At 66.1% G+C, this 24,222-nt stretch carries 21 protein-coding genes, 2 other RNA genes and 1 pseudogene; 15 read left to right on the forward strand and 9 right to left on the reverse strand.

Annotated features, from left to right (window positions below; translation table 11 throughout):
* Positions 1-81: 81 nt before the first annotated feature.
* Positions 82-1,176, reverse strand: coding sequence for a cell division protein ZapE (gene zapE, locus ACCQ05_RS20245; RefSeq protein WP_228962808.1), 1,095 nt, complete (start codon positions 1,174-1,176; stop codon positions 82-84).
* Positions 1,177-1,254: 78 nt separating this feature from the next.
* Positions 1,255-1,917, reverse strand: coding sequence for an alpha/beta hydrolase (locus ACCQ05_RS20250; protein WP_104543719.1), 663 nt, complete (start codon positions 1,915-1,917; stop codon positions 1,255-1,257).
* A 66-nt stretch (positions 1,918-1,983) separates the two neighbouring features.
* On the opposite strand from ACCQ05_RS20250, the gene ACCQ05_RS20255 reads away from it, so the two are divergent.
* Both ACCQ05_RS20255 and xopR read left to right on the forward strand, forming a co-directional pair.
* The gene (locus ACCQ05_RS20255) at positions 1,984-2,859 is read left to right on the forward strand and encodes an EamA family transporter (RefSeq protein WP_372392266.1); all 876 of its coding nucleotides are present in this window, start codon (positions 1,984-1,986) and stop codon (positions 2,857-2,859) included.
* Positions 2,860-2,952: 93 nt separating this feature from the next.
* Positions 2,953-4,185 carry a type III secretion system effector protein XopR gene (gene xopR / locus ACCQ05_RS20260; RefSeq protein ID WP_372392267.1) on the forward strand — a complete coding sequence of 411 codons (1,233 nt, stop codon included), beginning with the start codon at positions 2,953-2,955 and terminating at the stop codon, positions 4,183-4,185.
* Positions 4,186-4,360: 175 nt separating this feature from the next.
* Here xopR and ACCQ05_RS20265 read toward each other — a convergent pair whose 3' ends face one another.
* Entirely contained in the window at positions 4,361-5,686 is a 1,326-nt protein-coding gene (locus ACCQ05_RS20265) for a GTP-binding protein (RefSeq protein WP_372392268.1), read from the reverse strand.
* Between the two features lie 61 nt (positions 5,687-5,747).
* Between ACCQ05_RS20265 and ACCQ05_RS20270 the strand changes: the two genes are divergently transcribed.
* Positions 5,748-6,134 (forward strand): MerC domain-containing protein, encoded by a 387-nt coding sequence (locus ACCQ05_RS20270; protein ID WP_372392269.1) that lies wholly within the window; start codon positions 5,748-5,750, stop codon positions 6,132-6,134.
* A gap of 92 nt (positions 6,135-6,226) precedes the next feature.
* Here the strand turns inward: ACCQ05_RS20270 and ACCQ05_RS20275 are convergent, their stop codons facing one another.
* From ACCQ05_RS20275 to ACCQ05_RS20285, 3 genes are all read right to left on the reverse strand, one after another.
* Complete coding sequence (locus tag ACCQ05_RS20275) at positions 6,227-7,945, reverse strand: ExeM/NucH family extracellular endonuclease (RefSeq protein ID WP_372392270.1); 1,719 nt, start codon at positions 7,943-7,945, stop codon at positions 6,227-6,229.
* Between the two features lie 284 nt (positions 7,946-8,229).
* Positions 8,230-8,305: non-coding RNA, sX9 sRNA (locus tag ACCQ05_RS20280), on the reverse strand.
* 60 nt (positions 8,306-8,365) lie between these two features.
* Complete coding sequence (locus ACCQ05_RS20285) at positions 8,366-8,884, reverse strand: c-type cytochrome (protein ID WP_104543729.1); 519 nt, start codon at positions 8,882-8,884, stop codon at positions 8,366-8,368.
* Positions 8,885-9,166: 282 nt separating this feature from the next.
* On the opposite strand from ACCQ05_RS20285, the gene ACCQ05_RS20290 reads away from it, so the two are divergent.
* Genes ACCQ05_RS20290 through ACCQ05_RS20305 form a run of 4 tightly spaced genes read left to right on the forward strand, consistent with a single transcriptional unit; the run spans position 9,167 to position 12,087 of the window.
* Entirely contained in the window at positions 9,167-9,811 is a 645-nt protein-coding gene (locus ACCQ05_RS20290) for a DUF4198 domain-containing protein (protein ID WP_104543731.1), read from the forward strand.
* Positions 9,812-9,833: 22 nt separating this feature from the next.
* The gene (locus ACCQ05_RS20295) at positions 9,834-10,142 is read left to right on the forward strand and encodes a DUF3649 domain-containing protein (protein ID WP_104543733.1); all 309 of its coding nucleotides are present in this window, start codon (positions 9,834-9,836) and stop codon (positions 10,140-10,142) included.
* The gene (locus tag ACCQ05_RS20300; RefSeq protein WP_372392271.1) at positions 10,139-11,755 is read left to right on the forward strand and encodes a PepSY-associated TM helix domain-containing protein; all 1,617 of its coding nucleotides are present in this window, start codon (positions 10,139-10,141) and stop codon (positions 11,753-11,755) included. The genes ACCQ05_RS20295 and ACCQ05_RS20300 overlap by 4 nt, the downstream gene beginning before the upstream one ends.
* Positions 11,752-12,087, forward strand: a complete 336-nt coding sequence (locus tag ACCQ05_RS20305) for a DUF3325 domain-containing protein (protein WP_372392272.1) — start codon at positions 11,752-11,754, stop codon at positions 12,085-12,087. The genes ACCQ05_RS20300 and ACCQ05_RS20305 overlap by 4 nt, the downstream gene beginning before the upstream one ends.
* A gap of 207 nt (positions 12,088-12,294) precedes the next feature.
* Here ACCQ05_RS20305 and ACCQ05_RS20310 read toward each other — a convergent pair whose 3' ends face one another.
* From ACCQ05_RS20310 to ACCQ05_RS20320, 3 genes are all read right to left on the reverse strand, one after another.
* Entirely contained in the window at positions 12,295-12,822 is a 528-nt protein-coding gene (locus ACCQ05_RS20310; protein ID WP_372392273.1) for an RES family NAD+ phosphorylase, read from the reverse strand.
* Positions 12,819-13,193 carry a DNA-binding protein gene (locus ACCQ05_RS20315; protein ID WP_228962817.1) on the reverse strand — a complete coding sequence of 125 codons (375 nt, stop codon included), beginning with the start codon at positions 13,191-13,193 and terminating at the stop codon, positions 12,819-12,821. The genes ACCQ05_RS20310 and ACCQ05_RS20315 overlap by 4 nt, the downstream gene beginning before the upstream one ends.
* A gap of 85 nt (positions 13,194-13,278) precedes the next feature.
* Entirely contained in the window at positions 13,279-13,896 is a 618-nt protein-coding gene (locus tag ACCQ05_RS20320) for a TetR/AcrR family transcriptional regulator (RefSeq protein ID WP_372392274.1), read from the reverse strand.
* A gap of 128 nt (positions 13,897-14,024) precedes the next feature.
* Between ACCQ05_RS20320 and ACCQ05_RS20325 the strand changes: the two genes are divergently transcribed.
* The 8 genes and pseudogenes from ACCQ05_RS20325 (at position 14,025) to ACCQ05_RS20360 (ending at position 24,169) form a co-directional block, all read left to right on the forward strand.
* Positions 14,025-15,188, forward strand: a complete 1,164-nt coding sequence (locus ACCQ05_RS20325) for an isovaleryl-CoA dehydrogenase (protein WP_372392275.1) — start codon at positions 14,025-14,027, stop codon at positions 15,186-15,188.
* Positions 15,189-15,198: 10 nt separating this feature from the next.
* A complete protein-coding gene (locus ACCQ05_RS20330) occupies positions 15,199-16,809 on the forward strand; it encodes a carboxyl transferase domain-containing protein (RefSeq protein WP_372392276.1) in 1,611 nt (536 codons plus the stop codon).
* Positions 16,810-17,043: 234 nt separating this feature from the next.
* The gene (locus tag ACCQ05_RS20335; RefSeq protein WP_372392277.1) at positions 17,044-19,071 is read left to right on the forward strand and encodes an acetyl/propionyl/methylcrotonyl-CoA carboxylase subunit alpha; all 2,028 of its coding nucleotides are present in this window, start codon (positions 17,044-17,046) and stop codon (positions 19,069-19,071) included.
* 98 nt (positions 19,072-19,169) lie between these two features.
* On the forward strand, positions 19,170-21,251 hold the full coding sequence (locus ACCQ05_RS20340; RefSeq protein ID WP_372392278.1) for a S9 family peptidase: 2,082 nt from the start codon (positions 19,170-19,172) through the stop codon (positions 21,249-21,251).
* A 158-nt stretch (positions 21,252-21,409) separates the two neighbouring features.
* A pseudogene (locus ACCQ05_RS20345) lies at positions 21,410-22,087 on the forward strand (transposase); the annotation flags it as partial.
* 70 nt (positions 22,088-22,157) lie between these two features.
* Positions 22,158-22,233: non-coding RNA, sX9 sRNA (locus ACCQ05_RS20350), on the forward strand.
* 468 nt (positions 22,234-22,701) lie between these two features.
* Positions 22,702-23,904 carry a putative peptide maturation dehydrogenase gene (locus tag ACCQ05_RS20355; RefSeq protein ID WP_372392279.1) on the forward strand — a complete coding sequence of 401 codons (1,203 nt, stop codon included), beginning with the start codon at positions 22,702-22,704 and terminating at the stop codon, positions 23,902-23,904.
* A gap of 28 nt (positions 23,905-23,932) precedes the next feature.
* Positions 23,933-24,169: an NHLP-related RiPP peptide gene (locus ACCQ05_RS20360; protein ID WP_372392280.1), complete on the forward strand. Its 237-nt coding sequence runs from the start codon at positions 23,933-23,935 to the stop codon at positions 24,167-24,169.
* Positions 24,170-24,222: the final 53 nt, after the last annotated feature.

The following is a 24,222-nucleotide window of genomic DNA, read 5'->3' on the forward strand; positions in this document are numbered from 1 at the left end:
CTCCCGGCCTCGGCCAATGCACCGAACGCCGCAAACCAGGCGGTGCGACCACGAGACCGCAGCCGCCAGCTCGAACGCCGCTTACGCCCGGTGCGCGGTGGCCAGATACTCCGCGCTCTGCATCTCGATCAGGCGCGAGGCGGTGCGCTCGAAGGCACCGGCCAGACGCTGGCCGCTGTACAGACCCGGCGGAGCGTCCTGCGCGGTGCAGACCAGGTTGACGTGGCGGTCGTACAACTCGTCGATCAGGTTGACGAAGCGGCGCGCGGCATCTTCGTTCATGCGGTCGAAGTGCGGAATGCCGCCCAACAGCACCGTGGTGAACTCGCGTGCGATCTCGATGTAGTCGGCCGGCCCGCGCGGGCCTTCGCACAGCGCGACGAAATCGAACCAGGCAATGCTCTTGCCGCGTGCGCGCACCGGGATCTTGCGCGCTTCGATCTCGATATTGCCCGCGCGTGGCTCGGCATTGCCGCTGAGCTCGCTCCAGCGCTGCAATAGCCAGTCATCGGCCTGCGCATCCAGCGGCGCGCGGTACACCGGCGAGCGCGTCAGCGCGCGCATGCGGTAATCCTCGGTGCCCTCGGCGTAGAGCTCTACGCAGAATTTCTGCAGCAAGCCGATTGCCGGCAGGAAGCTGTCGCGCTGCAGGCCGTTGGCGTAGAGATTTTCCGGCGCGGTATTGGAGGTGGTCACCAGCGTCACGCCTTCGGCGAACAGGCGTTCCAGCAACCGTGCCAGCAACATCGCATCGCCGATATCGGTGACGAAGAACTCGTCCAGCACCAGCACGCGCAGGTTCTCGCGCCATTGCTGGGCAATCCGGGCCAGCGGGTCGCTCTGCCCGGCGTGCTCGCGCAACTGCTCGTGTACGCCGCGCATGAAACGGTGGAAATGCGTGCGGTACTTCTGCTTGATCGGCAGGCCGTCGTAGAACAGGTCCACCAGGAAGGTCTTGCCGCGCCCCACTCCACCCCAGAAATACAGGCCACGCACCGGCTCGGGCTTTTTCCAGAAGGCCGAGAGCCGGTCCAGCCAGCCGTCCTGCGCGCTGTCCAGCAGCGCCTCGTGGATACGGTCCAGTTCCGCCAGGGCCGCCTGCTGGGCGGGGTCGGCGCGCCAGTCGCCACGTCGTACGCCGGCGGCGTAACGCTGCGACGGGGTCATCTCACTCATTGCGGTTCTCCGCGGACGGCAGCTGCCATGCCCGCTCAACGGCGCATCGGCAGGCGATGCGCATGGGCCGTGCCGCGGTCAGACAGCGGCCGGCAACCAGCGCCGGACACCATGCTGGATCGCACCGCGCAGGTCGATCAATTTGCGGTGGAAGAAGTGGCTGGTGTCGGGCATGCGCACCAGCTCGGGCTGCTGTTCCAGCGTTTCCAGCCAATCGTACACCGCCTGCGGATCGACGATCTCGTCGGCATCGCCCTGGATCACCAGCCACTGCGCCGGCGGCTGCATGTCGCTGAAATCCCAGCGCCCGGCCGGCGGTGCGATCGAGATCAGCGCCTGCGGCGCCAACGCGCCGGCCGCGCGCAGCGACACATATGCACCGAAGCTGAAACCGGCCAGCCACAGTGTGTCGCCGGGCCGCTGCGCACGCACCCACTCGGCCACCGCGCGCAGATCGTCCTGCTCGCCTTCGCCGTGATCGAACGTGCCGGCAGAATTGCCGACGCTGCGGAAGTTGAAGCGCACCACGGTGATGCCGAGCTCGCGCAGCGCGCGCGCGGCCATGGTGACGACCTTGTTGTGCATGCTGCCGCCCTCGGTGGAGAGCGGATGGCAGACGATGGCGGTGACCGGTTGCGCGGTGACATCGGTCTCGGGCAGATCGACGGCGACATCGAGCGGGCCGACCGGGCCGTCCAGCGTCAACGCAGCCGATTCGGTGGGGAATGGGGGATTGGACATGCCGTCATAATAGCCGCCCCGCCGGCCGCGTTCATCGCCCTGCCTGCACACTTCGTTGCGTTGCCCATGCATTTTCTGCTGTTTGCCGTTGTCTGCAGTGTCCTGGTGTCGGTGGTTCTCAAGCTGCTGCCGCGTTATCGCCTGGACGCGGCACAGGCGATCACCTGGAACTACGCCACCGCCGCGCTGCTGGCGTGGCTGACCCTGCATCCGTCACTGGACGCGCTGCGCGCGCCGACCACGCCCTGGCTGGCACTGGTCGCATTGGCGGTGGCATTGCCTTCGGTCTTCATGCTGCTGGCACGCGCGGTCGCCACCGCCGGCATCGTACGTGCCGACATCGCACAACGACTGTCGCTCTTGCTCTCGCTGGCGGCGGCCTTCACGCTCTTCGGCGAACCGGTCAATGCCTGGAAGCTGGCGGGGCTGTGCCTGGGCCTGCTGGCCATCGTCTGCATCCTGCACCGGCCACGTCACGACGCCGGTGCGGATGCAGCGCCGGCCTCGATCGGCTGGCCATGGCTGGCGGGAGTGTGGATGGGCTTTGCCCTGATCGATCTGCTGCTCAAGCACATCGCGCAGGCCGGTACGCCGTCGTTGACGTCATTGACGCTGTGCTTTGCCCTGGCATGCGTGCTGATGCTTGGCATGCAAGGCATCCGCAGGGGCGGTGCTGCGCATTGGGGCTTTGGCAACCTGCTCGCCGGCGTGCTCCTTGGCGCGCTCAATTTCGGCAATATCCTGTGTTACGTGCGCGCCCACCAGCTGCTGCCGCATAGCCCGGCCACCGTCTTCGCCAGCATGAATCTGGGCGTGGTCATCCTGGGAGCGCTCGTCGGCAAACACGGATTCGGCGAGCGCATCGGCCACCGCGGATGGGTGGGGCTGTTGCTGGCGGCGCCGGCAATCGCTGCGATCGCCTGGGGGATGCGTTTGGGCTGACGAAGACATTCGGTCGGCGCGACTCCGATTCGCGACTCGCCTTGAGGGATAGGCAGCGATGCCTACCATGGAGGTGAACCATGGGAGAGTGTGATGCGCTTTATTCCGATATTTAGCAGCCGCCATCGCGTCGCGCCGGAACCGCACAGCCCCCACTCGACCGATACGACGCCGTTGCTTCCAACCGCCTCACCACAGCACCCGCTGTCTCACGCCCCCAAGCCCACGGCAGCACAGGGCGCGTCGACATCCCATCGCGGCATGCTCGCCTCCGCGCGCAGATCGCTGGCATCGTTGCGCAAGCAGCTGCCGTTGACGTGCATGGGCTCTCCAACCCTTGAAGCAGTGGGCAGCCCACCCGCGCGCACGCCAGCGGTGACGCCCGGCCGCACGCAGCAGATGCACGGGCGGCAAGCACGCGTCGATCAGTATCGCCAGCCGTCCATGCCGGACAGAACGGATCACGCGCATGCGCAGCGACCGCGACCGCGGCAGGCGCCGCCCGCAAGGCAGGGGGCATGGGTTCCGCCCCAGCCCGCGCGTGCGCAGCAACCGCACGGGCCACAACGCCCCGTCGATCGGAGAATGCACCCTCCCATCCCCGAAAGAATGCGCCGGGACGAGGACCAGCCATTGCAGCACGGCAAGCCGGCATCGCATTCGGTGCCGATCACGTCCAAGCCCTCGCAATCGTCGGAGTCATCCCCGGATCTACGGCTCGGACGGCGTCCCTCGTTGCGCAGCCTGAATCGGGAACTGGAGGAGATCACCAGGCAGTGCAGCGATATTCAAAAGCAGCTGTTCATGGAGGACCGCGAGGCAACTCCCGAGGAGCAACAACTGCTCAAGACACGTGCGGCCCTGATCGCCCTGCGCAACGAGGTCCGCGATAGTCAGCTGGAAGCGCTGCTGGTCGCACTGGCACCAATGGAAGACATCTGCGCACCGCAGACCACCACCAGCCGCCTGGCTATCGTCCAGATGGACGTCATGCAGCACAACCGGCGTGAAGTGCTCAAGGCACGGAGCAAGCTTGTCGACGCCGACGCCCTGGCCAGAAACTACGCACGCGCGGAGCGGCGACTGGAGTCGCTGAAGCAAAGCAACGCACCCAAAGACCAGGTACGACGCCTGCAACGCATGATGCAGGGCTACCAGAACATGCTTGCGTTGGAACAGATCGTCAGGAGCACCGACGATCAGTTGGAACGCCTGGGAGCGCCGCGCCTGATGGCCAGCATCCCCACCACTGCCGACGAGCGTCGACGGTCCCTCGAAGAAGAAAGAGATGCCCACCAGGAGGCACTCGACAACGGTTACTACTGACGATCCGCACAGCGCCGTGTGGAGGGCGCCCTGCATGGCGGCCAGAGGCAAGTCATGCGGCGCCAGCACGTGGCGACGCATCCGCAGCCCGCGCTGCAGATGCGGATGCAGGCCTGCGGCAAACAACGTCGGGAACAGGAGCGAACGGCTGTCCACCGCATGATCCGCACCGCCATCAACGCTGCCAGTGCGGAAACGGGTCGTCCAGCAGTTGCCAGTGCGCCGGGCCCTGGCGCAATTCCTGGTCGCTGAGCAGGCAGGCATCCAGCGCCGCGCGCGTGCGCGGCGCATCCATCTCCACGCCGATCACCGCCAGCTCCTGGCGGCGATCGCCCCACAGCGGGTGCCACAGCCGCTGCATGGCGGCGTACTCGCTGGCATCGCCGACTTCATGCGGCTGCGGCAGCGGTGCGGTCCAGCACCGGATCTGCTGCCGCTGCCAGCCGATATCGGTATACGGCAACGGCGTCATGCCAATCGCCACCGGCTGGCCCTGCAGGTGCGCATCCACGCGGTGGCGCGCGGCAAACCAGAACCCGGCCGCATTGGTCTGGGTGGTGCCGCCCACGCTGGACAGCTCGCCGACCCAGTCCATGCGGCTGGCCAGCCAGAAGAAGCCCTTGCTGCGAATCACCTGCGGCAGACCGCTGTGCACCACGCGCGCGAAGCGCTGCGGATGGAACGGCCGGCGTGCGCGGTACACGAAACTGCTGATGCCGTACTGCTCGGTTTCCGGGGTGTGCTGGCCGCGCAGTTCCTGCATCCAGCCCGGCGCCAGCTGCGCGCGGGTGAAGTCGAACCTGCCGGTATCGAGCAGGTGGTGCAGCGGCACCTCGCCATGGGCCGCCTCCACGATCTGCGCCTCGCGGTTGAGCGCACGCAGCACCGCACGCAGGCGTTGGCGCTGCGCCGCATCGATACGGTCGCACTTGCTGATCACCAGCACGTCGGCAAATTCCACCTGCTCGCCCAGCAGTTGCACCAGCCCACGCGTGTCGTCCGGGCCGGCTTGCTGGCCCAGCTCGGCGAGCGTGGACGCCGAACCGAAATCGCGCAGGAAGCCGCTGCCATCGACCACGGTCACCATGGTGTCCAGGCGGGCGACGTCCGACAGGCTGAAGCCGTCGGCATCACGCACCGCAAAGGTGGCCGCCACCGGCATCGGCTCGGCGATGCCGGTCGATTCGATCAGCAGGTAGTCGTAGCGGCCATGCCCGGCCAGGCGTCGCACCTCCTGCAGCAGATCGTCGCGCAGCGTGCAGCAGATGCAGCCATTGCTGAATTCCACCAACGTCTCTTCGGTGCGGCGCAGGGCCGCCCCACCGTCGCGCACCAGCTGCGCGTCGATATTGATTTCGCTCATGTCGTTGACGATCACCGCCACCCGCAACCCGTGGCGGTTGTGCAGGATGCGGTTGAGCAAGGTGGTCTTGCCGGCACCCAGAAAGCCGGACAGCACAGTGACGGGAAGACGCGAATCGCGGACGGAGGACGATGACATCCGGACAGCCTCGTGGAAATGAAGTGTTACTATATAACACTTGATCGCCGAGACCGATGCCATGCGGGCCCCCACTTCCTTCTTCGACAGCTCGGCCATCGCGCTGTCCAGCCTGTGCCTGCTGCACTGCCTAGCGCTGCCCCTGCTGGCAGCGGCTCTTCCGCTGTTGGGGGCCTGGAATCAGGCCGAGTGGGTGCACCTGGTGTTTGCCACGGTCGCCGTGCCCCTCAGCGGCTACGCGCTATGGAGCACGCATCGGCGCCATGCGCTGCCGACCGCGGTATGGGCCTTGGCCGGCTGCGGGCTGGCCGGACTGGTGCTGGGCGCCAGCGGCCTCGCTGGTGAACGGCTGGAAACACCGATCACGGTGACCGCCAGCCTGCTGCTGGCCAGCGCGCACGTGCTCAATCTGCGGCTGCGCCGTCGCCGTGGCAGCTGTGCTGCGTGAGCAGGGCAGCGCGATCGATCAGGCGCCCATCGGCACCTGGCGGTCGTATGCGAAGAGCAGCACCTACACAGGCGCCCGCACCGACCCACCGACTACAGCGAGAATCCCAGCAGCACAGGATCGTGATCGGAGCTGCGCCACGGGCCGGGCAAGTTGCGCTTGGCATAGCCGGCCTCGTCCATAGCATCGGCGTTGACATGCCATTCGACCGCGCCACGCAGCTGCTTGGCCATTGCCGGGCTGAGCAAGGCATGGTCCAGGCGCCCGCTCATACCGTCGTAGACGTAGCTGTAGGGCTGCTTCACCCCGGCCACCGCAAACGCGTCCTGCCAGCCGCTGGCGCGCAGGCTGCGCATCGGCGTTTCCATCGCATACGCATTGAAGTCGCCCAACAGCACCGCCAGCTTGGTCTGCGCGCCAGTGGGGTCGGTTTGCAGCCATTGGTGCAGGCGCTTGGCCGATTCGGTGCGGGTGGCGTTCCAGCAGGCCTGGCCGTCGTGCTGGTCGGCGTCGGCGCCGCTGGCGTTGCCGCAGCCCTTGGATTTGAAGTGATTGGCGACCACCACGAACGTCGCCCCGCGGGTGCTGCGAAATGCTTGCGCCAGCGGGACCCGGCTATGGCCGTCGAACGGCCCGCCGGTCAGCGTGGCCGGCTTGCCGACCGGGGTGAGCTGGCTGCTGCGGTAGATGATGCCGACCCGGATCGCATCGTCGCCGGGGCCACTGCCGGTATCGACGAAGCGCCAATCCTTGTCGGTACCGGCGGCGTTGAGCGCAGCCACCAGTTGCGCCACCGCGGTGTCGCCGTCGTTGCCATCGTTTTCCAGCTCCATCAACGCGGCCACATCGGCGCGCAACGGCACGATGGTGGCGACCAGCTTGGTCAGCTGCGCCTGGAACTGCTCGGGCGTGCGGGCGCCGCGCTTGGTCGGGAAACCGCCGCCGCGGCCATTGCCGTTGAAGAAGTTCTCCAGGTTGAACGAGGCGATGCGCAGATCCCCGCCCACCTGCGGCGCCACTGCGGCCGGCATGGCCGGCAGGGTCAGCGGAGCCAGCACCTGGATGCGGTACTGCCCGTCGTAGCGCTGATCGACGATGCCATCGACCGATTTGAGCAGGCTGCCGCTACGCAACACCGCATCGGCGGGCAGATAGGACACCGTCTTGGGGTTGCGTCCGTTGCGGGCGTCGTCCAGCAACACCCGGCGACGCGCGTTGTCCGCCTCCACCTGCGCGAACGCCGGCGTGCCAGCCGCGGCCAGCTCGGTCGGCTGCCACAGCCGCCCGCCGAAGCCGGCAATCAGTTCACCGTAGGTGTCCAGCCGGTCGCTGCCGTTGAGCGTCAGCGCCGCGATGCGCACATGCTCGCCTTCCAGCACCTCCCAGTTGGCGGGCGGCCCGCTGAGCATGCGCACCGGCACTGGCTGGCCACTGGCGAGCTGCTCGATGCTGCTGGCGTCCACGCTGGTCAGGCTGGCCTGACCACCGGCCGACACTTCGCGCACCGTGCCGACGATGCGCACGCGATCGCCCACACTCACCTGCGCATCGCCGGCGCCGGTGACGAACAGCCCATGCGAGCGCCGTGGCTCGAAGCCGGGCTGCTGCACGAACAGGCCAGCCAACCCGACGCGCGTATCGGCAGTGACGATGCCCTCCACCTCCACCACGCGGCCGTCGTACGGGCTGCGGCTGTCTTCGCCCTGCACGTCGGCGATCGAGAGCCGCTGCGCGGCGCCATCGGCGGCGCTGCACAGCAGTGGAGCCAGTAGACCGACCAGACCGAGCACAACCAGCGGGCGAAGCGACATCGAACGACTCCATCAAGGGTGGACCAAATACAAACGCCGCCCGAAAGGCGGCGCGTGACAACGAAAGCGCGGAAACAGGCTAGCAAACCGCGATGAAGTGACGCCAGGCGGAATCTCCACACGAGCGCGAGGCAACGGCGTCGCGCCTGGTCGCTCGAGCCTGCACCACCGTCTGCGATCACCACGCCCACTCTGGCGAACAACAGCCAGGCCGCTCGCCAGGCAATGCAGCGCAACTGCAGCCCTGTTCCCCAAGGCTCCCCGCCGGCCGGGGGGCTTAGAGCGGCTAACAAAACGTAGCGAGCGGTCGTCAGGTGGGTGCGGACGGCGCGGAGGAACCGCAGTGTACGAGTGGTACATGCCGCACCGAGCACCGACCGCGCCCGCCTGGCGGCCGCGCAGTCGTTTTGCTAGCTGCTCTTACTTCAGATTGCCCAGCATCCAGTCGACGGTGGCGCGCACCTGCTCTTCGGTCAGTGCCGGGTTGCCGCCCTTGGGCGGCATGATGCCGCCATCCGGGCCGGTGTAGCCCTCGATCGCGTGCTTGTACAAGGTGTCCTTGCCCTGGGCGATGCGCGCATCCCAGTGCGCGTGGTCCAGCGTCGGTGCCTTGCCCACACCGGTGGTGTGACAGGCGGTGCAGAGGTTGTCGTAGATGGTCTTGCCGTCGGTGGTGCCGCCGTAGGCGGACTGCGACGCCGCCTTGGCCAGCGCTGCGGCCTGCGCCGCGGCCTGCGCGGCCGCACCGGTGGTGCCCGCATAGACGGCGCCGGCCGGCGCGATGCGTTGCTGCACGCGTTTGGCGGCAGTGGGCGAGACCTCGTCGGGAATGGCACGTTGCAAATAAGCTGCCAGGGCGATCAGCCCCAGGGTGATCACCACCAGTAAACCGATCACCATCGAGAATTTTTTCAGGAACTCGAGGTCGTAATTCCGCACGCGCTCACCCCTGGCTGTTGGTCGAAGACCTCTGCTAGCGCCGGAGTATAGAGCACAGTTCAGGCCAGTCTGACCAGCGTGCATGACAGTTTCGACTCCGATGTGCGCTGCACCCCCGGTGGGCCGGCGCTGCTGTCGGCACCCACGCTCGCGCCCGCTGGAGAATTGCCGCAACGCCGCATACGCGCATTGGTCTGCATTGTGGGAATTGCGTATCATTCCCAACAACACTCGGCGGCGCGGATCTCGCCTCGCCGGTCCCGCCCTTGAGGAGTCGCCGCCATGAAGTCCTTCCTGCTGTCCTGCCTGGCCTTGGCCAGCATCAGTCTGTCCGCCCAGGCCCACGAAATCTGGATCGAGCGCGATGGCAGCGGCCCGGTACGCATCTACTTCGGCGAGCCGGCGCAGGAAACCCTCGACCACGGCCATGACGAGATCAAGCGCGTGGTCAAGCCGAGCGTGTTCGGCACCGCCGGCAAGGCCGGCGCCCTGCAGCGCGGCAGCGAGTTCCTGACCGCGCCGTTGTCCGGCAGCGGCGATGCCTGGCTCAGCGACGACAGCGTGTTCGAACCGTGGAAGGGCGAAGCCGGTGGCTTCGAAACCGTGAGTTATTACGCACGTGCCGGACGCGCCACCACCTCGGCCAAGCTGGATCTGGAACTGGTTCCCACCACCGCCAACGGCAACACGCTCACCGTGATGTACCGCAACAAGCCGCTGCCCAAGGCCGAAGTCACCGTGATCGACCCGCAGAAGTGGCAGAAGACGCTGACCTCCGATGCCAAGGGCCAGGTCACCCTGCCGACGCTGCGCCCCGGCCGCCACATCCTGGTGGTCAACACCAAGGAACCGGTCAAGCGCGAGATCGCCGGCAAGCAGGTCACGCTGGTGCACCACATCAGCACGCTGACCTTCCAGGCCGAGTAACGGCTGCCACGCCGTTCCCCGCATGACGACCGCCGCCCGACCGCTGGCCTGGTTCAAACGCCCCTGGCTGGGCGTGCTGTCGCGCACCCTGGCCGCCATCTTCGGCGGCTATGCGCTGGCCAGCGCCACCAATCTGGTGCTGGCGCTGGTGCTGCCGATGCCGCGCAGCGAGGCGGTGTTGACCAGCATGCTGCTCGGCATCGTGGTGTGCGCCTGCGCGCCGCTGTGGGCATTTTCCACCGCCAGCCTCTGGCGCGCCTGGGCCGGCATCGCGGTGCCGGCGGCGCTGCTGTTCGCGCTGGCCGCGTGGCTGCAACGGGGCGCGGCATGAAGCAGGGGTTCCGCCAGTCGATGGCCTGGCTGCACACCTGGACCGGCCTGCTGGTCGGGTGGGTGCTGCTGCTGATCTTCATGGGCGGCACCGCCAGCTATTACCGCGACGAAATCAGCCGCTGGATGCGCCCGGAGCTGCCCACCACCACGGTGAGCACGGCCACCGCGCTGCGCAGCGCCGAGCAGTACCTGCAGACCCATGCGGCCGATGCGCTGAGCTGGAACATCAGCTTGCCGGATGCACGCACGCCGGTGGTCAGCATGTACTGGCAGAATCCCGCGCCCGCCGACGGCAAACCTGCCGGACGCCGGCAACTGTACGGCAATGCCAACATCGACCCGGCCACCGGAAAGGAAATCGCCGCGCGCGATACGTTGGGCGGCGAATTTTTCTATCGGCTGCATTTCGACCTGCATTACGTGCCGGTCGTGTGGGCGCGCTACATCGTGGGGTTCTGCGCGATGTTCATGCTGGTGGCCATCATCAGCGGCGTGATCACCCACAAGAAGATCTTCAAGGACTTCTTCACCTTCCGCCCGGGCAAGGGCCTGCGCTCGTGGCTGGATTTCCACAATGTCAGCGCGGTGACCGCGCTGCCGTACCACGCGATGATCACCTACACCGGCATCGTGACCTTGATGTTCATGTACCTGCCATGGGGCATCAAGGCCCGCTATGCAGGCGATGAAATGCGCTTCTACGACGAGTCGGCCAACCGCGTGGCCGACTCGCGGCAGGCGGCCGGCACGCCGGCGCGCCTGCTGCCGCTGGAGCAGTTCGCAGAGCGTGCGCGCCGCGACCTGCACGGTGCCCAGATCGGCAACGTGGCGGTGTCGCTGCCCAACGATGCGCATGCCGCGGTCGGCGTCAGCCAGGTCTCTGCCAGGCTCTCCAGCAACGCGCCTTCCATCCTGTACGATGGCATCACTGGCCAACCCCTGCAACGCAGCGGTGCGCCCGGTGGTGCCAGCGAAACGCGCGGGGTGATGGTGGGCCTGCATATCGCCCACTTCGCCGGCCCATGGCTGCGCGTGCTGTTCTTCGGCTCCGGCCTGCTGGGCTGCCTGATGGTGGCCAGCGGCGTGGTGATGTGGGCGGTGAAGGAACGGCCCAAGCATCTGAAGGCCGGGCGGATCGGATTCGGCCTGCGCCTGGTGGATGCGCTCAACATCGGCACCGTGGCCGGCCTGCCGATCGCCTTCGCCAGTTTCTTCTGGGCCAACCGGCTGCTGCCGGTGGCGCTGGACGGGCGTGCGGCGATGGAGGCGCATGTGTTCTTCGCCGCCTGGGCGACGGCGCTGCTGGCAGCCTTCGTGTGGCCGCGGCGTGCGATGTGGAGCTGGCAGCTGTATCTGGGCGGTGCCTTGTTTGCGCTGGTGCCCCTGCTCAACGCGATCACCACCGATGTGCATCTGGGCGTGACGCTGCCGGCCGGCCAATGGATGCTGGCCGGGGTGGACCTGGTGTGCCTGGGGCTGGGCGGCTGCCTGGGCATCGCCGGCTGGCGGCTGCAGCACTGGACCGCGCCGCAATCGGCGGCTGCACGCCGCCAGCGCGCGGCCGCGGTGCCTGCGCCGGAGAGCCGCATGCCGGTGCAGGAGGGCGCATGAATGTGCTGCTGTTGCTGGCGCTGAATTTTTCCGGCTTCGCCGCGTTATGCCTGGCGATGGAGAAGCATCAGCACGAGGTGCGCGGCCGCGGCCTGGGCGCTGCGCGCACGCGCCAGTTGCGGGTGATCGGCTGGCTGCTGTTGCTGCTCACCTTCGGCCTGGCCGTGCACGCACAGGGCTGGGGCATCGGGCCGGTGCTGTGGCTGGGCAGCCTGACCGCTGCCGCGGCCGTGCTGGCACTTTGGCTGCTGCCGTATCGGCGCGGGCTGATCCTGCCGGTGGCACTGCTCGCGCCGGTGCTGGCGGGCATGGCGCAGCTGCTGGCAGGTTGATCGGTTGCGATGCACTCGCGCTCTCGGCGCAGTGGTGTGCCGGGAGCCTCGATGCCTGCATCACGCGTCACACACCGCGCTGCGCAAGCACAGCCCACGCAGTCTTCCAAGCGCGGTTTGCGGCATGCCCTGGGCATCGCAACCGCAGACGCCAGGGGCTGTTCGACGAGCGCGCCGCAACTGCCGTACATGCGGCGCACACCACCGCTACCCCGCGGCGGGCGGGTCGCCCCAGCTGCGCCCATCGCGCGGCAGGCGGCCGTCGTCGAGCACACGCAGCACCTGCTCGGGCTGCAGCATGTCCAGGAACAGCACCACGTTGACGCCCTCCGGCAATGCCATGCTGGGGAAGATCACCCCGGAGATCTGCGCCTCGCGCAGCAGGTCGCCGAGCACCCAGCCCACCGGTTCGACCTTGTTGACCAGGGCCTTGCGCCAGTCGTCGGTCCAGTCGGCCCACAGAGCGTCCCAGCTGGCGTCGAGCAGGCGCAGGTCGGCCAGCGCCGGAAGCTGCGCGGCATAGCTGACCAGCGTGAACGGCGGCAGGAACGGCGCCGCCTGCGCATATTCGGCCGCGGCGGTATCCAGTTGCAGCGACAGATACAGCGCCGGCTGGCCGAAGCGATTGAAACGCCCGCCCGAGCGCGCGGCACCGGCGCCGCTCAACGGCTCGGCGGCCCAGCGCGGGGTGAAGGCGCGATACAGCGTGCAGTGCGCCGGGGCGCTGAGCTTCAACCAGCCGCCCCGGCGGCCACGGTGCGCAGGTAGGTCAGTGCATCGTCGGTGCGGCCCTGCTTGACCACTTCCAGCAAGGTGGCGAATTCGAAGGCGGGGATCGGGGTGTTCTTCAGGTGGAAGACCAGCTGGCGCTCGTCCGGCTGGAGTTGCGCCATGGCCACCAGCAACCGCGACAGGTTGCGCAGCAACTCCTGCACGCGCGGGCTTTCCGGGTGCACGCGCAGGCTGTTGCGATGCACGCCGGCCAGCTCTGCCAACTCCTGCTGGGACAGTTCCAGCAGGCCGGCCATGGCCGAAGGCGACAGGATCGTGCGGTCGGGCGCGCGCAACCGTTCGGTCAGGGACAGCGGATTGAGGACGGCGACCATGGGTGTGCCCGGGCAAGAGACGTTGCACAGTATATGCACAGTCCTGCGCATCCATCCAGCACAGTGAATGCAGGGTCAGCCGGTGTCAGGCCTGCGCAGGGGCCCCTACCGCGCGCAGGCAGAAGCCGCAGATCGCCTCCACCAGGTGCTCGCCCTGCTGCGGATCGCCGCGGCTGGGCGCGATCGGCCCGACCAGGGCCTCGGTGAAGGCGCCGACGATGCAGGCGGCCGCGGCATCCAGGGACTGTTCGGGAAGCTCTCCGGCGGCCACGCCTTCGGCCAGCAATTGCCGGAACACCTCGCCGAACAGGCGACGGCCCCGGATGCGCTCGGCGTCCACCTCGCCTTCCACCGGCTCGGCGATGAAGGCGTAGGCCAAAGCCGGGCCGGCCAGCGCACGCCGTATGAAGGTGGCGATGGCACTGCGCAGGCGCTCGCTCGCCGGGGCCGGGGTGCTGGCAATGGCGCGCAGGATGGTCATCTCCCGCTGCACGGCGGCATGCAGAACTTCCACGAACAGCTCGGCTTTGGACGGGAAATGCCGATAAATCTGCCCGGTCGAAACACCTGCGGCCGCGGCGACGGCGGTGATCGGGGCGTTGCGGTAGCCGCCCTCGGCGATCAGCACCCGCGCCGCCTGCAGGATGCGTTCGCGATTGCCAGCCAGGCGTTCTTCCATCAGGGCGGAGCGTCGATATGCCATGGTGTGATTCTGGGTTCAATAGTTGAATTTTAGTTCACTTTTTTGTCACAGACCGCTAGGCTGCCCACATCCGCCGCGCGGCCCGCCCGCTCCCACCCGGCACGTCCCGATCCCTGTGGAGTTGCTGCATGCATGTGCCGTCCTTGAATTTCGAGCTTGGCGAAGAGATCGATCTGCTGCGCGAGAGCGTGGCCGCCTTCGCCAGCCACCATATCGCCCCGCTCGCCGCTGCGGCCGATCACGACAATGTCTTTCCTGCGCAACTGTGGCGACTGTTCGGCGAGCAAGGCCTGCTGGGATTGACCGTGGAAGAAGCATACGGCGGCAGCGGCATGGGCTACCTGGCGCATGTGGTGGCGATGGAAGAGATCTCGCGCGCCGGCGGCGCGATCGGGCTCTCGTATGGGGCGCACTCCAACCTGTGCCTCAACCAGCTGCGCAAGAACGCCAGCCACGAACAGAAGCAGCGCTACCTGCCCAAGCTGTGCAGCGGCGAGCACGTGGGCGCGCTGGCGATGAGCGAGGCCGGCTCCGGCTCGGACGTGGTGTCGATGAAGCTGCGTGCCGACGCGCGGGGCGACCGCTTCGTGCTCAACGGCAACAAGATGTGGATCACCAACGGCCCCGACGCCGATGTGCTGGTGGTGTACGCCAAGACCGACCCGGACGCCGGCGCACGCGGCATCACCGCCTTCATCGTCGAAAAGGGCATGCCGGGCTTTTCCACCGCGCAGAAGCTCGACAAGCTGGGCATGCGCGGCTCCAACACCTGCGAGCTGGTGTTCAGCGATTGCGAAGTGCCGGCCGAGAACGTGCTGGGCACGCTCAACGGCGGCGTGCGCGTGCTGATGTCCGGGCTGGATTTCGAACGGGTGGTACTGGCCGGCGGCCCGCTGGGGCTGATGGCTGCGGCGATGGACGTGGTGCTGCCGTACGTGCACGAGCGCAAGCAGTTCGGCGAGCCGATCGGCACCTTCCAGTTGATGCAGGCCAAGCTGGCCGACATGTACGTGGGCCTCAATGCCTGCCGCGCCTATGTGTACGCAGTGGCGCGCGCCTGCGATGCCGGGCGCACCACGCGCCAGGACGCAGCCGGCGCGATCCTGTACGCCGCCGAAAAGGCCACCTGGCTGACCGGCCAGGCGATCCAGGTGCTGGGCGGTAATGGCTACATCAACGATTATCCCACCGGGCGCTTGTGGCGCGATGCCAAGTTGTACGAGATTGGCGCGGGCACCTCGGAGATCAGGCGCATGCTGATCGGCCGCGAGCTGTTCGAACGCACCGCCTGACGGAGCCACCATGAGCGTGATCACCAGCCAGCTGCAGATCAGCAGCGACAGTTTCCAGGCCAATGCCGCGGCCATGCGCGCAGTGGTGGAGGATCTGCGCCGCACGTTGACGCAGACCGCGCTTGGCGGCAGCGACGCCGCACGCGCCAAGCACACTGCGCGCGGCAAGTTGCTGGTGCGCGAGCGCATCGATGCGCTGCTGGATCCGGGTAGCGCCTTGCTGGAAATCGCGCCGCTGGCCGCACACGGCATGTACGACGACCAGGTGCCCTGCGCCGGTGTGGTGGCGGGCATCGGCCGCGTGTCCGGCATCGAATGCGTGATCGTGGCCAACGATGCCACCGTCAAGGGCGGCACCTACTACCCGATGACGGTGAAGAAACACCTGCGTGCGCAGGAGATCGCGCAGCAGAACCGGTTGCCGTGCATCTACCTGGTCGATTCCGGCGGCGCCTTCCTGCCGCTGCAGGATGAAGTCTTCCCCGACCGCGATCACTTCGGGCGGATCTTCTACAACCAGGCCAATCTCTCGGCCAACGGCATCCCGCAGATCGCTTGCGTGATGGGCTCGTGCACCGCTGGCGGTGCGTATGTGCCAGCGATGAGCGACGAGACGGTGATCGTGCGCGAGCAGGGCACGATCTTTCTGGGTGGCCCGCCGCTGGTCAAGGCCGCCACCGGCGAGCAGGTCAGCGCCGAGGAACTGGGCGGCGCCGACGTGCACACGCGTATCTCCGGTGTCGCCGACCATTTCGCCGACAACGACCTGCAGGCATTGGCGCGCGTGCGCGCCATCGTTGCCAATCTCAACTGGCGCAAGCCGCCCATGCCGCTGGCACTGCGTGCACCGCTGCCGCCGCGGCATGCGGCCGATGAGGTGTATGGGGTGATTCCGGCCGACACCCGCAAGCCCTTCGATGTGCGCGAGGTGATCGCCCGCATCGTCGACGACTCGCGCCTGGACGAATTCAAGCCACGCTATGGCAGCACCCTGGTCACCGGCTTTGCACATCTGCACGGCTACCCGGTGGGCATCATCGCCAACAACGGCATCCTGTTTTCCGAGTCCGCGCTCAAGGGCGCGCACTTCATCGAGCTGTGCGCCCAGCGCGGCATTCCGCTGGTGTTCCTGCAGAACATCACCGGCTTCATGGTGGGCCGCAAGTACGAACATGGCGGCATCGCCAAGGACGGGGCCAAGCTGGTGATGGCGGTGGCCTGCGCCAAGGTACCCAAGTTCACCGTGGTGATCGGCGGCTCGTTCGGCGCCGGCAACTACGGCATGTGCGGCCGCGCCTATTCGCCCAATTTCCTGTGGATGTGGCCGAACGCGCGCATCGGCGTGATGGGCGGCGAACAGGCCGCCAGCGTGCTGGCCACGGTGCGCCGCGACGGCATCGAGGCCAAGGGCGGCGCCTGGTCGGGCGAGGAGGAAGACGCTTTTAAGGCACCGATCCGCGCGCAGTTCGAGCAGCAGGGCCATCCGTACTACGCCAGCGCACGGCTGTGGGACGACGGCATCATCGACCCGGCCGACACCCGCCGCGTGCTGGGGCTGGGCCTGTCGGCGGCATTGAATGCGCCGATCGAACCCACGCGGTTCGGCGTGTTCCGGATGTGAGCGGGCGCGTGCGCAGCCGGGCACGGCGCATGCAGGCGCGCGAGCCGACCCGCATCGTTTCCTGGCCTGTGCCGCAGGTGTGCAGCGGTTCTGGGCCACTGCCAGCACATTCGGTCGCGCTGGAGGCGTGCCGCAGCAACGCCCTGCCCCCCTCACGCACAGACACCCGTTTTCCATCGCACCCCCTGATTGCACGACCACCCGCCACGCCGGCGATGTGCAGAGACCGAACCGATGACCCAGCAGCCTTCCATCGCCACCGCGCGCCAGCGCCCCTTCGACAGGATCCTGATCGCCAATCGCGGCGAGATCGCCTGTCGGGTCATCGCCACCTGCCGCCGACTGGGCATTGCCACCGTGGCGGTGTATTCGGACGCCGACCGCAACGCGCGGCATGTGCGCCTGGCCGATGAGGCCATCCACATCGGCGCAGCGCCCGCGCAGCAGAGCTATCTGCGCAGCGAGGCGATCCTGGAGGCCGCACGCGCCAGCGGCGCGCAGGCGATCCATCCCGGCTATGGGTTTCTTTCGGAGAACGCCGGCTTTGCCGAGGCCTGCGCCCAGGCCGGCATCGTCTTCATCGGCCCGCCGGCAAACGCGATCCGCGCGATGGGCGACAAGAGCGCGGCCAAGGCCTTGATGCAACGCGCCGGCGTGCCGCTGACGCCCGGCTACCACGGCGACGAGCAGGCGCCGGACTTCCTGCGTGCGCAGGCCGACGCGATCGGTTACCCGGTGCTGATCAAGGCCAGCGCCGGCGGCGGTGGCAAGGGCATGCGCCGGGTCGATGCCAGCGCCGACTTCGCGCAGGCGCTGGCGAGCTGCCAGCGCGAAGCGCAGTCGGCCTTCGGCAATGCGCATGTGCTGGTGGAAAAATACGTCGAGCGTCCGCGCCACATCGAGATCCAGGTGTTCGGCGATACGCAGGGCGAGGTGGTGTATCTGTTCGAGCGCGACTGCTCGGTGCAGCGCCGGCATCAGAAGGTGTTGGAAGAAGCGCCCGCACCCGGCATGACCGATGCACGCCGTGCCGCGATGGGCAAGGCGGCGGTGGATGCGGCGCGCGCGGTGGGCTATGTCGGCGCCGGCACCGTGGAGTTCATCGCCGGCCCGGATGGCGATTTCTATTTCATGGAAATGAACACCCGCCTGCAGGTGGAGCATCCGGTGACCGAGCTGATCACCGGCACTGACCTTGTGGAGTGGCAGCTGCGCGTGGCCGCCGGCCAGGCGCTGCCGCGCCGCCAGCACGAGCTCCAGATCACCGGACATGCACTCGAAGCGCGGTTGTATGCCGAAGATGCCGACCGCGGTTTCCTGCCCTCCACCGGCACCTTGCGCCAGCTGCAGTTGCCGGCCGCCAGCGCACACGTGCGCCTGGATGCCGGCGTCGAGCAGGGCGACACCATCAGCCCGTACTACGACCCGATGATCGCCAAGCTGATCGTCTGGGATGTCGATCGCCCCGCCGCGCTGGCGCGCATGCGCACTGCGCTGGCGCAGGTACACGCCGTCGGTGTCACCACCAACAGCGCCTTTCTCGGGCGGCTGATCGACACCGCCTCGTTCGCAACCGCCGACCTGGATACCGGCTTGATCGAGCGCGAGCAGGCGGCGCTGTTCCCGGCTGCGGTGGCACCGGATGACGCCTGGTGGTGCGTTGCCGCGGTGTTGGTCGCCGCGTCACGGCCCCAGCCCGCGCCCGACCCGGCCGACCCGTTTTCGCCGTGGCAGGCCGGCGATGGCTGGCGGATCGGTGCGCATGCGGCGCAGCGCGTGCAGCTGGAAGCCGCCGGCGAGCGCCGCGACCTTGGCGTCCGCCGGCACGGCGACGCCTGGCAGGTGACGCAGGCAGACCAGACCCACACGCTGCGCTACCACGCGCAGGACCAACACGTCCGCGTGGAAGTGGATGGCCGGCAATGGCAGGTGCAGGCGCTGCGCGATGGCACCACGCTGACCCTGATCGGTGCCATGCAACGGGCCGTCTTCCACCATCACGACGCGCTGGTCGAGGCCGATCAACCCGCCCACGATGCCGGCGGGCTGACCGCACCGATGCCCGGCCGCATCGTCTCGCTGGTGGCCGCGGTCGACCAGGCAGTCGCCCGCGGACAGGCACTGGTGGTGCTGGAAGCGATGAAGATGGAGCACACCTTGCACGCTCCGAGCGACGGCACGGTCAAACGCTACCTGGTTGCCGAGGGCGAACTGGTGGCCGATGGTGTCGCGTTGGTGGAATTCGTGTCCGCATCTGCGTAGCGCGGCAGCCGGGATGACCAACGGCAGGTAGGCAAACGTGACGCGTGCCTCTAGCGTGCGATGGCGGCTGGCCTGGCCGTGTTCCCACCGGAGGCTTCATGCAACGCCTGCTCCTCGTGTCCAGCATGCTGCTGGCACTGTCCGCCTGCAACGACAAGACCGCCCCCACCGAGAAGCACCCCTCTCCCGCACCGGCGGCCAGCGTAGCTGCGACGCCACCGGCGCTGATCACCCGTGAGGCGCTGTTCGGCAACCCCGAGCGCGCCAACGTCAGCATCAGTCCGGATGGCAAATACCTCAGCTGGGTGGCACCGCTGGACGGCGTGCTCAATGTCTGGGTCGCGCCGGTGGATGCGCCGGACCGGGCGCGCGCCATCACCAAGGACACCGCGCGCGGTATCCGCGCCTATTTCTGGACCCATCGGCCCGATACGCTGCTGTACCTGCGCGACACCGGCGGCGACGAAGACTTCCATCTGTATGCGGTCAATCTCGCCGATGGCAGCAGCACCGATCTCACCCCGTTCAAGAAGACCAATGCCGAGGTGTACCGGATCAGCGCGCAACACCCGGACGCGATCATGGTCGGCATGAACGACCGCGATCCCAAGTGGCATGACCTGTACCGGGTGGACCTGGCCTCGGGCAAGCGCACCCTGGTGCAGAAAAACACCGACAGCCTGGACTCCTATCTGCTGGATGGAAACTTCCAGCTGCGTTACGCCACGCGTGCCACCGACGACGCCGGCCGGGAACTGCTGGTACCCGATGGCAAGCGCTGGAAGAGCGTGGACCGCATTCCGTTCGAGGATGCCCTCACGACCTTGCCCGCTGGCCTGACCGACGACGGCAAGACGCTGTACATGCAGGACTCGCGCAATCGCGATACCGCTGCGCTGTTTGCCATCGACACCGCCAGCAATGCGCGCACGCTGCTGTTCGAAGACCCGCACGCCGATGTCGGCACCACCTTGAACGACCCGAAGACCGGCGCGGTCCAGGCGGTTTCCAGCGAATACCTGCGTGAGCAATGGAAGCCACTGGACACCGGCATTGCAGCCGATCTCCAGAAGCTCAAGTCGCTCGGCGACGGCGATGCCGACGTGGCCGCCCGCACCCTGGACGACCGCATCTGGATCGTCAGCTATTCGGCGGCGGAAACTCCGCTGACCTACTATCGCTACGATCGCGCCGCCGGCGGCAAGCTCACCAAACTGTTCTCCGCGCGCCCGGCGCTCGATGGCAAGCCGCTGGTACCGATGTGGCCGCAGGAGTTGACCTCACGCGACGGCCTCAAGCTGGTCAGCTACCTCACCCTGCCTGCTGAAGCCGACGCCAATCACGACGGTAAGGCCGACAAGCCGGTGCCGCTGGTGCTGTCCGTGCATGGCGGCCCGTGGGCGCGCGACAGCTATGGTTACGGCCCTTATCAGCAATGGCTGGCCAACCGCGGCTACGCCGTGCTGCAGGTCAACTTCCGCGGCTCCACCGGCTTCGGCAAGGCCTTCACCAATGCCGGCAACGGCGAGTGGGCGGGCAAGATGCACGACGATCTACTCGATGCGGTGCAGTGGGCCGTCAAGCAGGGCGTGACCACCCCCGACAACGTGGCGATCATGGGTGCCAGCTACGGCGGCTATGCCACGCTGGTCGGCATGACCTTCACTCCGGACAGCTTCAAGTGCGGTGTGGACATCGTCGGCCCGGCCAACCTCAACACCTTGCTCGGCACCGTGCCGCCGTACTGGGCCAGTTTCTACAAGCAGCTGACCCGCCGCATGGGCGACCCGGCCACCGCCGCCGGCAAGCAGTGGCTCGCCGAGCGTTCGCCGCTCTCGCATGTGGACAAGATCAGCAAGCCGTTGTTGATCGGCCAGGGCGCCAACGACCCGCGCGTCAAGCAGGCCGAGAGCGACCAGATCGTCAACGCGATGAAGGCAAAGAACATCCCGGTGACCTATGTGCTGTTCCCCGACGAAGGCCACGGCTTCCGCCGCCCGGAAAACAGCAAGGCCTTCAACGCGGTGACCGAAGCCTTCCTCGGCCAATGCCTGGGCGGCCGCGTGCAGCCGATCGGCTCGGATCTCGACGGCTCCAGCATCACCGTCCCGGAAGGCGCGGAGAAGGTGCAGGGCCTGCCCGAAGCGCTGAAGACGCATACGCAGGCGATTCGGCAGTAGCCGCTATAAGAACAGATCCTTCATGGACGATGTACGCTGAATACCGATACCGGCGGAACTCCGCCGGCATCGATGCCGGGCTGGATGACAGCCGCGGAAAGCGCTTCGAGGCTTGAACTTGAGGCTTTCGCGGCTATCGTAAGCGGACGAAGCCACCGCGCCCTTATCCGACCGACGTCTCCGATGAAGAATGGGCCCTCGCTGCGCCCTACTTGACGCTGATGGATCCACAGGCACCGCAGCGCAGGTATGACCTGCGCTTGATGTTCAACGCATTGCGCTGGATGGCGCGTGCTAGAGCGCCCTGGCGCTTGATTCCCCACGAGTTTCCGCCGTGGGAGGCGGTCTACCAGCAAACCCAACGGTGGTTGCAGGCTGGCTGCTGCGAAAGCGGACCACGTGCCTACAAGCGCAAGAATGGCAGCAAGGTGCACATGGCGGTGGACACGCTCGGCCACCTGCTAGCAGTGCAGGTCACCCCAGCCGACGAGCAGGAACGCGCCCAAGTGCGATCGCTGGCGCAGTAAGTTCAGCATGTCACCGGCGAGACGGTGAAATTGGGGTTTGTCGATCAAGGCTACACCGGCGAAGGGCCAGCCGAAGCCGCACAGGAGGAAGGCATCGAACTGCACGTCGTCAAACTGCCGGAGGCTAAGAAACGCTTTGTATTGCTACCGCGCCGTTGGACTGTGGAGCGCAGCTTCGGTTGGGTCACTCGGTTCCGACGCCTGGCCCGTGATTACGAACGCCTACCTGAAACCCTGGCCGGACTCCACTTCGCCGTCTTCTCCATCCTCATGCTTGGAAATGCCGCGTCTCTATTTCAGAGTTCATAACACGCTCTAAGAGCAGCTAGCAAAACTACTGCGCGGCCGCCAGGCGGGCGCGGTCGGTGCTCGGTGCGGCATGTACCATGCGTACACTTCGGTTCCTCCGCGCCGTCCGCACCCACCTGACGACCGCTCGCTATGTTTTGTTAGTCGCTCTAAGCTTACTGATCCCTGCCACTCTACGAGCAATGGGATTTCGTCAGATGCGTATGGACGCAACGTTTAAGAGGCCACAGCAGAAGTGGACCGGCGTTCAGAAGCGCAAAATCCAGACCCGATCGCTGCAGCGCCAGAGAATCTCCCAGCTATTCGCCCAGCAATACGTACGTCACCGCGTACAGGTACAGCGTCACAGATATTCGGTTCTGGCGTCGCGATCGACTATGTTTGAGCGACTGCGCTGCTCAGCGATGCTCATCCAGTCCAGCTGATCGTCTATTTCTGATGCTTATCGGCCTGATTACGCCTAGCGACACATCTTTCTCAGCAGGTTCAGAGCGGACAGCGAGCCTAAAGGAGCGAGACCTAGGCTTCGCAACTACACTATAGTACGAGGGCATTGCTCACGCTCGGGCCGCAGCATAAGCATGTCCATTTCCTAGAAACATGCCCTGATTGAAATGAAGATAAAACGTAGAGAACTCTGCTTTTTTCAGATCCAAGATAATGTGCAACCCGACTTGAGTGGGCTCCTCCGCGGAGAGGTACGGCTCACGCAGAAAACGACGGTCACTCTACTCTGTCCGATCAATGGTGAGCGCATCCCACTAACGGCGGAAGAGCTTCACTTTATTGCCTCCCTGCCTGTTGGCTGGACTGAAGTGGCGACACCATCGAACCTGAGCATTTCCGGAAGCTCGCTTTCTAGATTGGTCCGTTTAGGGATACTTATTTCTGACGATACAAATGACGGCAGATCCATCGCACTGGCCGCTTCCGAAGAACTTTGCAAGCAAATTGGCTGGCATCCCCTAGCGCAGCTTTATCACAGCATGACCAGATGGAGCGACAAGAGCACACCCGACGCGACGGAAGACATGGGAAAAGAGCACCGTCAGGCGCAACTGACGCAACACGCAGCTATACATGGGCCAATTCCAACCCATTTCCCAGACCATCCAGGAGGCCTCGGAAAGATCGCCTTACCCGAACCGGCTGACTACGACACATTTGATGAAGTGCTGCTAAAACGAAAAACGACTCGTCACTTCGATACGTCGCGCGCGTTGCCGGAATCCATCTTCGGCACGATTTTACATCGAACGTTCGGAGCGATGGGCACCGAAGATCTTGCTCCTGGGATGACGGCAATCAAGCGTACCAGCCCTTCGGGAGGGTCTCTACACCCTATTGAGGCCTACCCCTTGGTCATGAATGTCGAAGGATTGAAGCCTGGACTTTACCACTACGAGAGTAGCCGCCATCATCTTAACTACCTTAAGCCGATGTCTCTCGAGGAGGCACGAAGGACCGCAAAAATCTTGGTGATCGGTCAGACCTACTTTTCGGACGCAGCTGCACTGGTTTTTCATGTGGCGCGCCTGGACAGGCATCACTGGAAGTACCGCAACCACCCCAAAGCCTATCGTGCAGTCACGCTCGACTCCGGCCATCTCAGCCAGACATTCTATTTGCTAGGATCCCATCTCGGACTAGGTACGTTCTATACTGCAGCCATCAATGATGCCAATTTGGAAGAGTTGCTTTGCTTGGACAACCTCAAAAGTATGGTAGTAGGTGCCAATGGGGTTGGCATCATTGATGAATCTCAAAACAGCTTGCATCTCTCGCCCACACGGATGCCCAAGCGGGCCACCGTCTAGATCATTCAAATTTCTAACAGGGGATTAAATGTCTACACTTGAAAATTCAAGGAACCTTTTGCAGCGCCTCGCTTCAGACGATAAATTTCGTACGCTGATGGAAAGCGACCCGGTTACCGCATTTGCTGAGTATGGATTTACTTTTGACAAGGATGAAGCGCCCGTTGAAGTGGACCTTCCGAGCAAGGAAGAGATCAATAGTGGCTTGGAAGAAATGGCTAAGCGAATTGAAGGCAGTTGTGGATTTGACGTTTTTCGTCGTTAACGGTTCTGGTGAGGCCGACTTCGGCCTCACTCCTACACCCTCACTCTCATGGC

The sequence above is a fragment of the Xanthomonas sp. NCPPB 3582 genome (genome assembly GCF_041475735.2).
Taxonomy (GTDB): Bacteria; Pseudomonadota; Gammaproteobacteria; order Xanthomonadales; family Xanthomonadaceae; genus Xanthomonas; species Xanthomonas codiaei.

Bases quoted from the DNA above. Each gene is read 5' to 3' on its own strand.
- zapE (WP_228962808.1), bottom strand. From the start codon at position 1,176: ATGAGTGAGATGACCCCGTCGCAGCGTTACGCCGCCGGCGTACGACGT.
- ACCQ05_RS20250 (WP_104543719.1), bottom strand. From the start codon at position 1,917: ATGTCCAATCCCCCATTCCCCACCGAATCGGCTGCGTTGACGCTGGAC.
- ACCQ05_RS20255 (WP_372392266.1), top strand. From the start codon at position 1,984: ATGCATTTTCTGCTGTTTGCCGTTGTCTGCAGTGTCCTGGTGTCGGTG.
- xopR (WP_372392267.1), top strand. From the start codon at position 2,953: ATGCGCTTTATTCCGATATTTAGCAGCCGCCATCGCGTCGCGCCGGAA.
- ACCQ05_RS20265 (WP_372392268.1), bottom strand. From the start codon at position 5,686: ATGTCATCGTCCTCCGTCCGCGATTCGCGTCTTCCCGTCACTGTGCTG.
- ACCQ05_RS20270 (WP_372392269.1), top strand. From the start codon at position 5,748: ATGCGGGCCCCCACTTCCTTCTTCGACAGCTCGGCCATCGCGCTGTCC.
- ACCQ05_RS20275 (WP_372392270.1), bottom strand. From the start codon at position 7,945: ATGTCGCTTCGCCCGCTGGTTGTGCTCGGTCTGGTCGGTCTACTGGCT.
- ACCQ05_RS20290 (WP_104543731.1), top strand. From the start codon at position 9,167: ATGAAGTCCTTCCTGCTGTCCTGCCTGGCCTTGGCCAGCATCAGTCTG.
- ACCQ05_RS20295 (WP_104543733.1), top strand. From the start codon at position 9,834: ATGACGACCGCCGCCCGACCGCTGGCCTGGTTCAAACGCCCCTGGCTG.
- ACCQ05_RS20300 (WP_372392271.1), top strand. From the start codon at position 10,139: ATGAAGCAGGGGTTCCGCCAGTCGATGGCCTGGCTGCACACCTGGACC.
- ACCQ05_RS20305 (WP_372392272.1), top strand. From the start codon at position 11,752: ATGAATGTGCTGCTGTTGCTGGCGCTGAATTTTTCCGGCTTCGCCGCG.
- ACCQ05_RS20315 (WP_228962817.1), bottom strand. From the start codon at position 13,193: ATGGTCGCCGTCCTCAATCCGCTGTCCCTGACCGAACGGTTGCGCGCG.
- ACCQ05_RS20320 (WP_372392274.1), bottom strand. From the start codon at position 13,896: ATGGCATATCGACGCTCCGCCCTGATGGAAGAACGCCTGGCTGGCAAT.
- ACCQ05_RS20325 (WP_372392275.1), top strand. From the start codon at position 14,025: ATGCATGTGCCGTCCTTGAATTTCGAGCTTGGCGAAGAGATCGATCTG.
- ACCQ05_RS20330 (WP_372392276.1), top strand. From the start codon at position 15,199: ATGAGCGTGATCACCAGCCAGCTGCAGATCAGCAGCGACAGTTTCCAG.
- ACCQ05_RS20335 (WP_372392277.1), top strand. From the start codon at position 17,044: ATGACCCAGCAGCCTTCCATCGCCACCGCGCGCCAGCGCCCCTTCGAC.
- ACCQ05_RS20340 (WP_372392278.1), top strand. From the start codon at position 19,170: ATGCAACGCCTGCTCCTCGTGTCCAGCATGCTGCTGGCACTGTCCGCC.
- ACCQ05_RS20355 (WP_372392279.1), top strand. From the start codon at position 22,702: ATGAAGATAAAACGTAGAGAACTCTGCTTTTTTCAGATCCAAGATAAT.
- ACCQ05_RS20360 (WP_372392280.1), top strand. From the start codon at position 23,933: ATGTCTACACTTGAAAATTCAAGGAACCTTTTGCAGCGCCTCGCTTCA.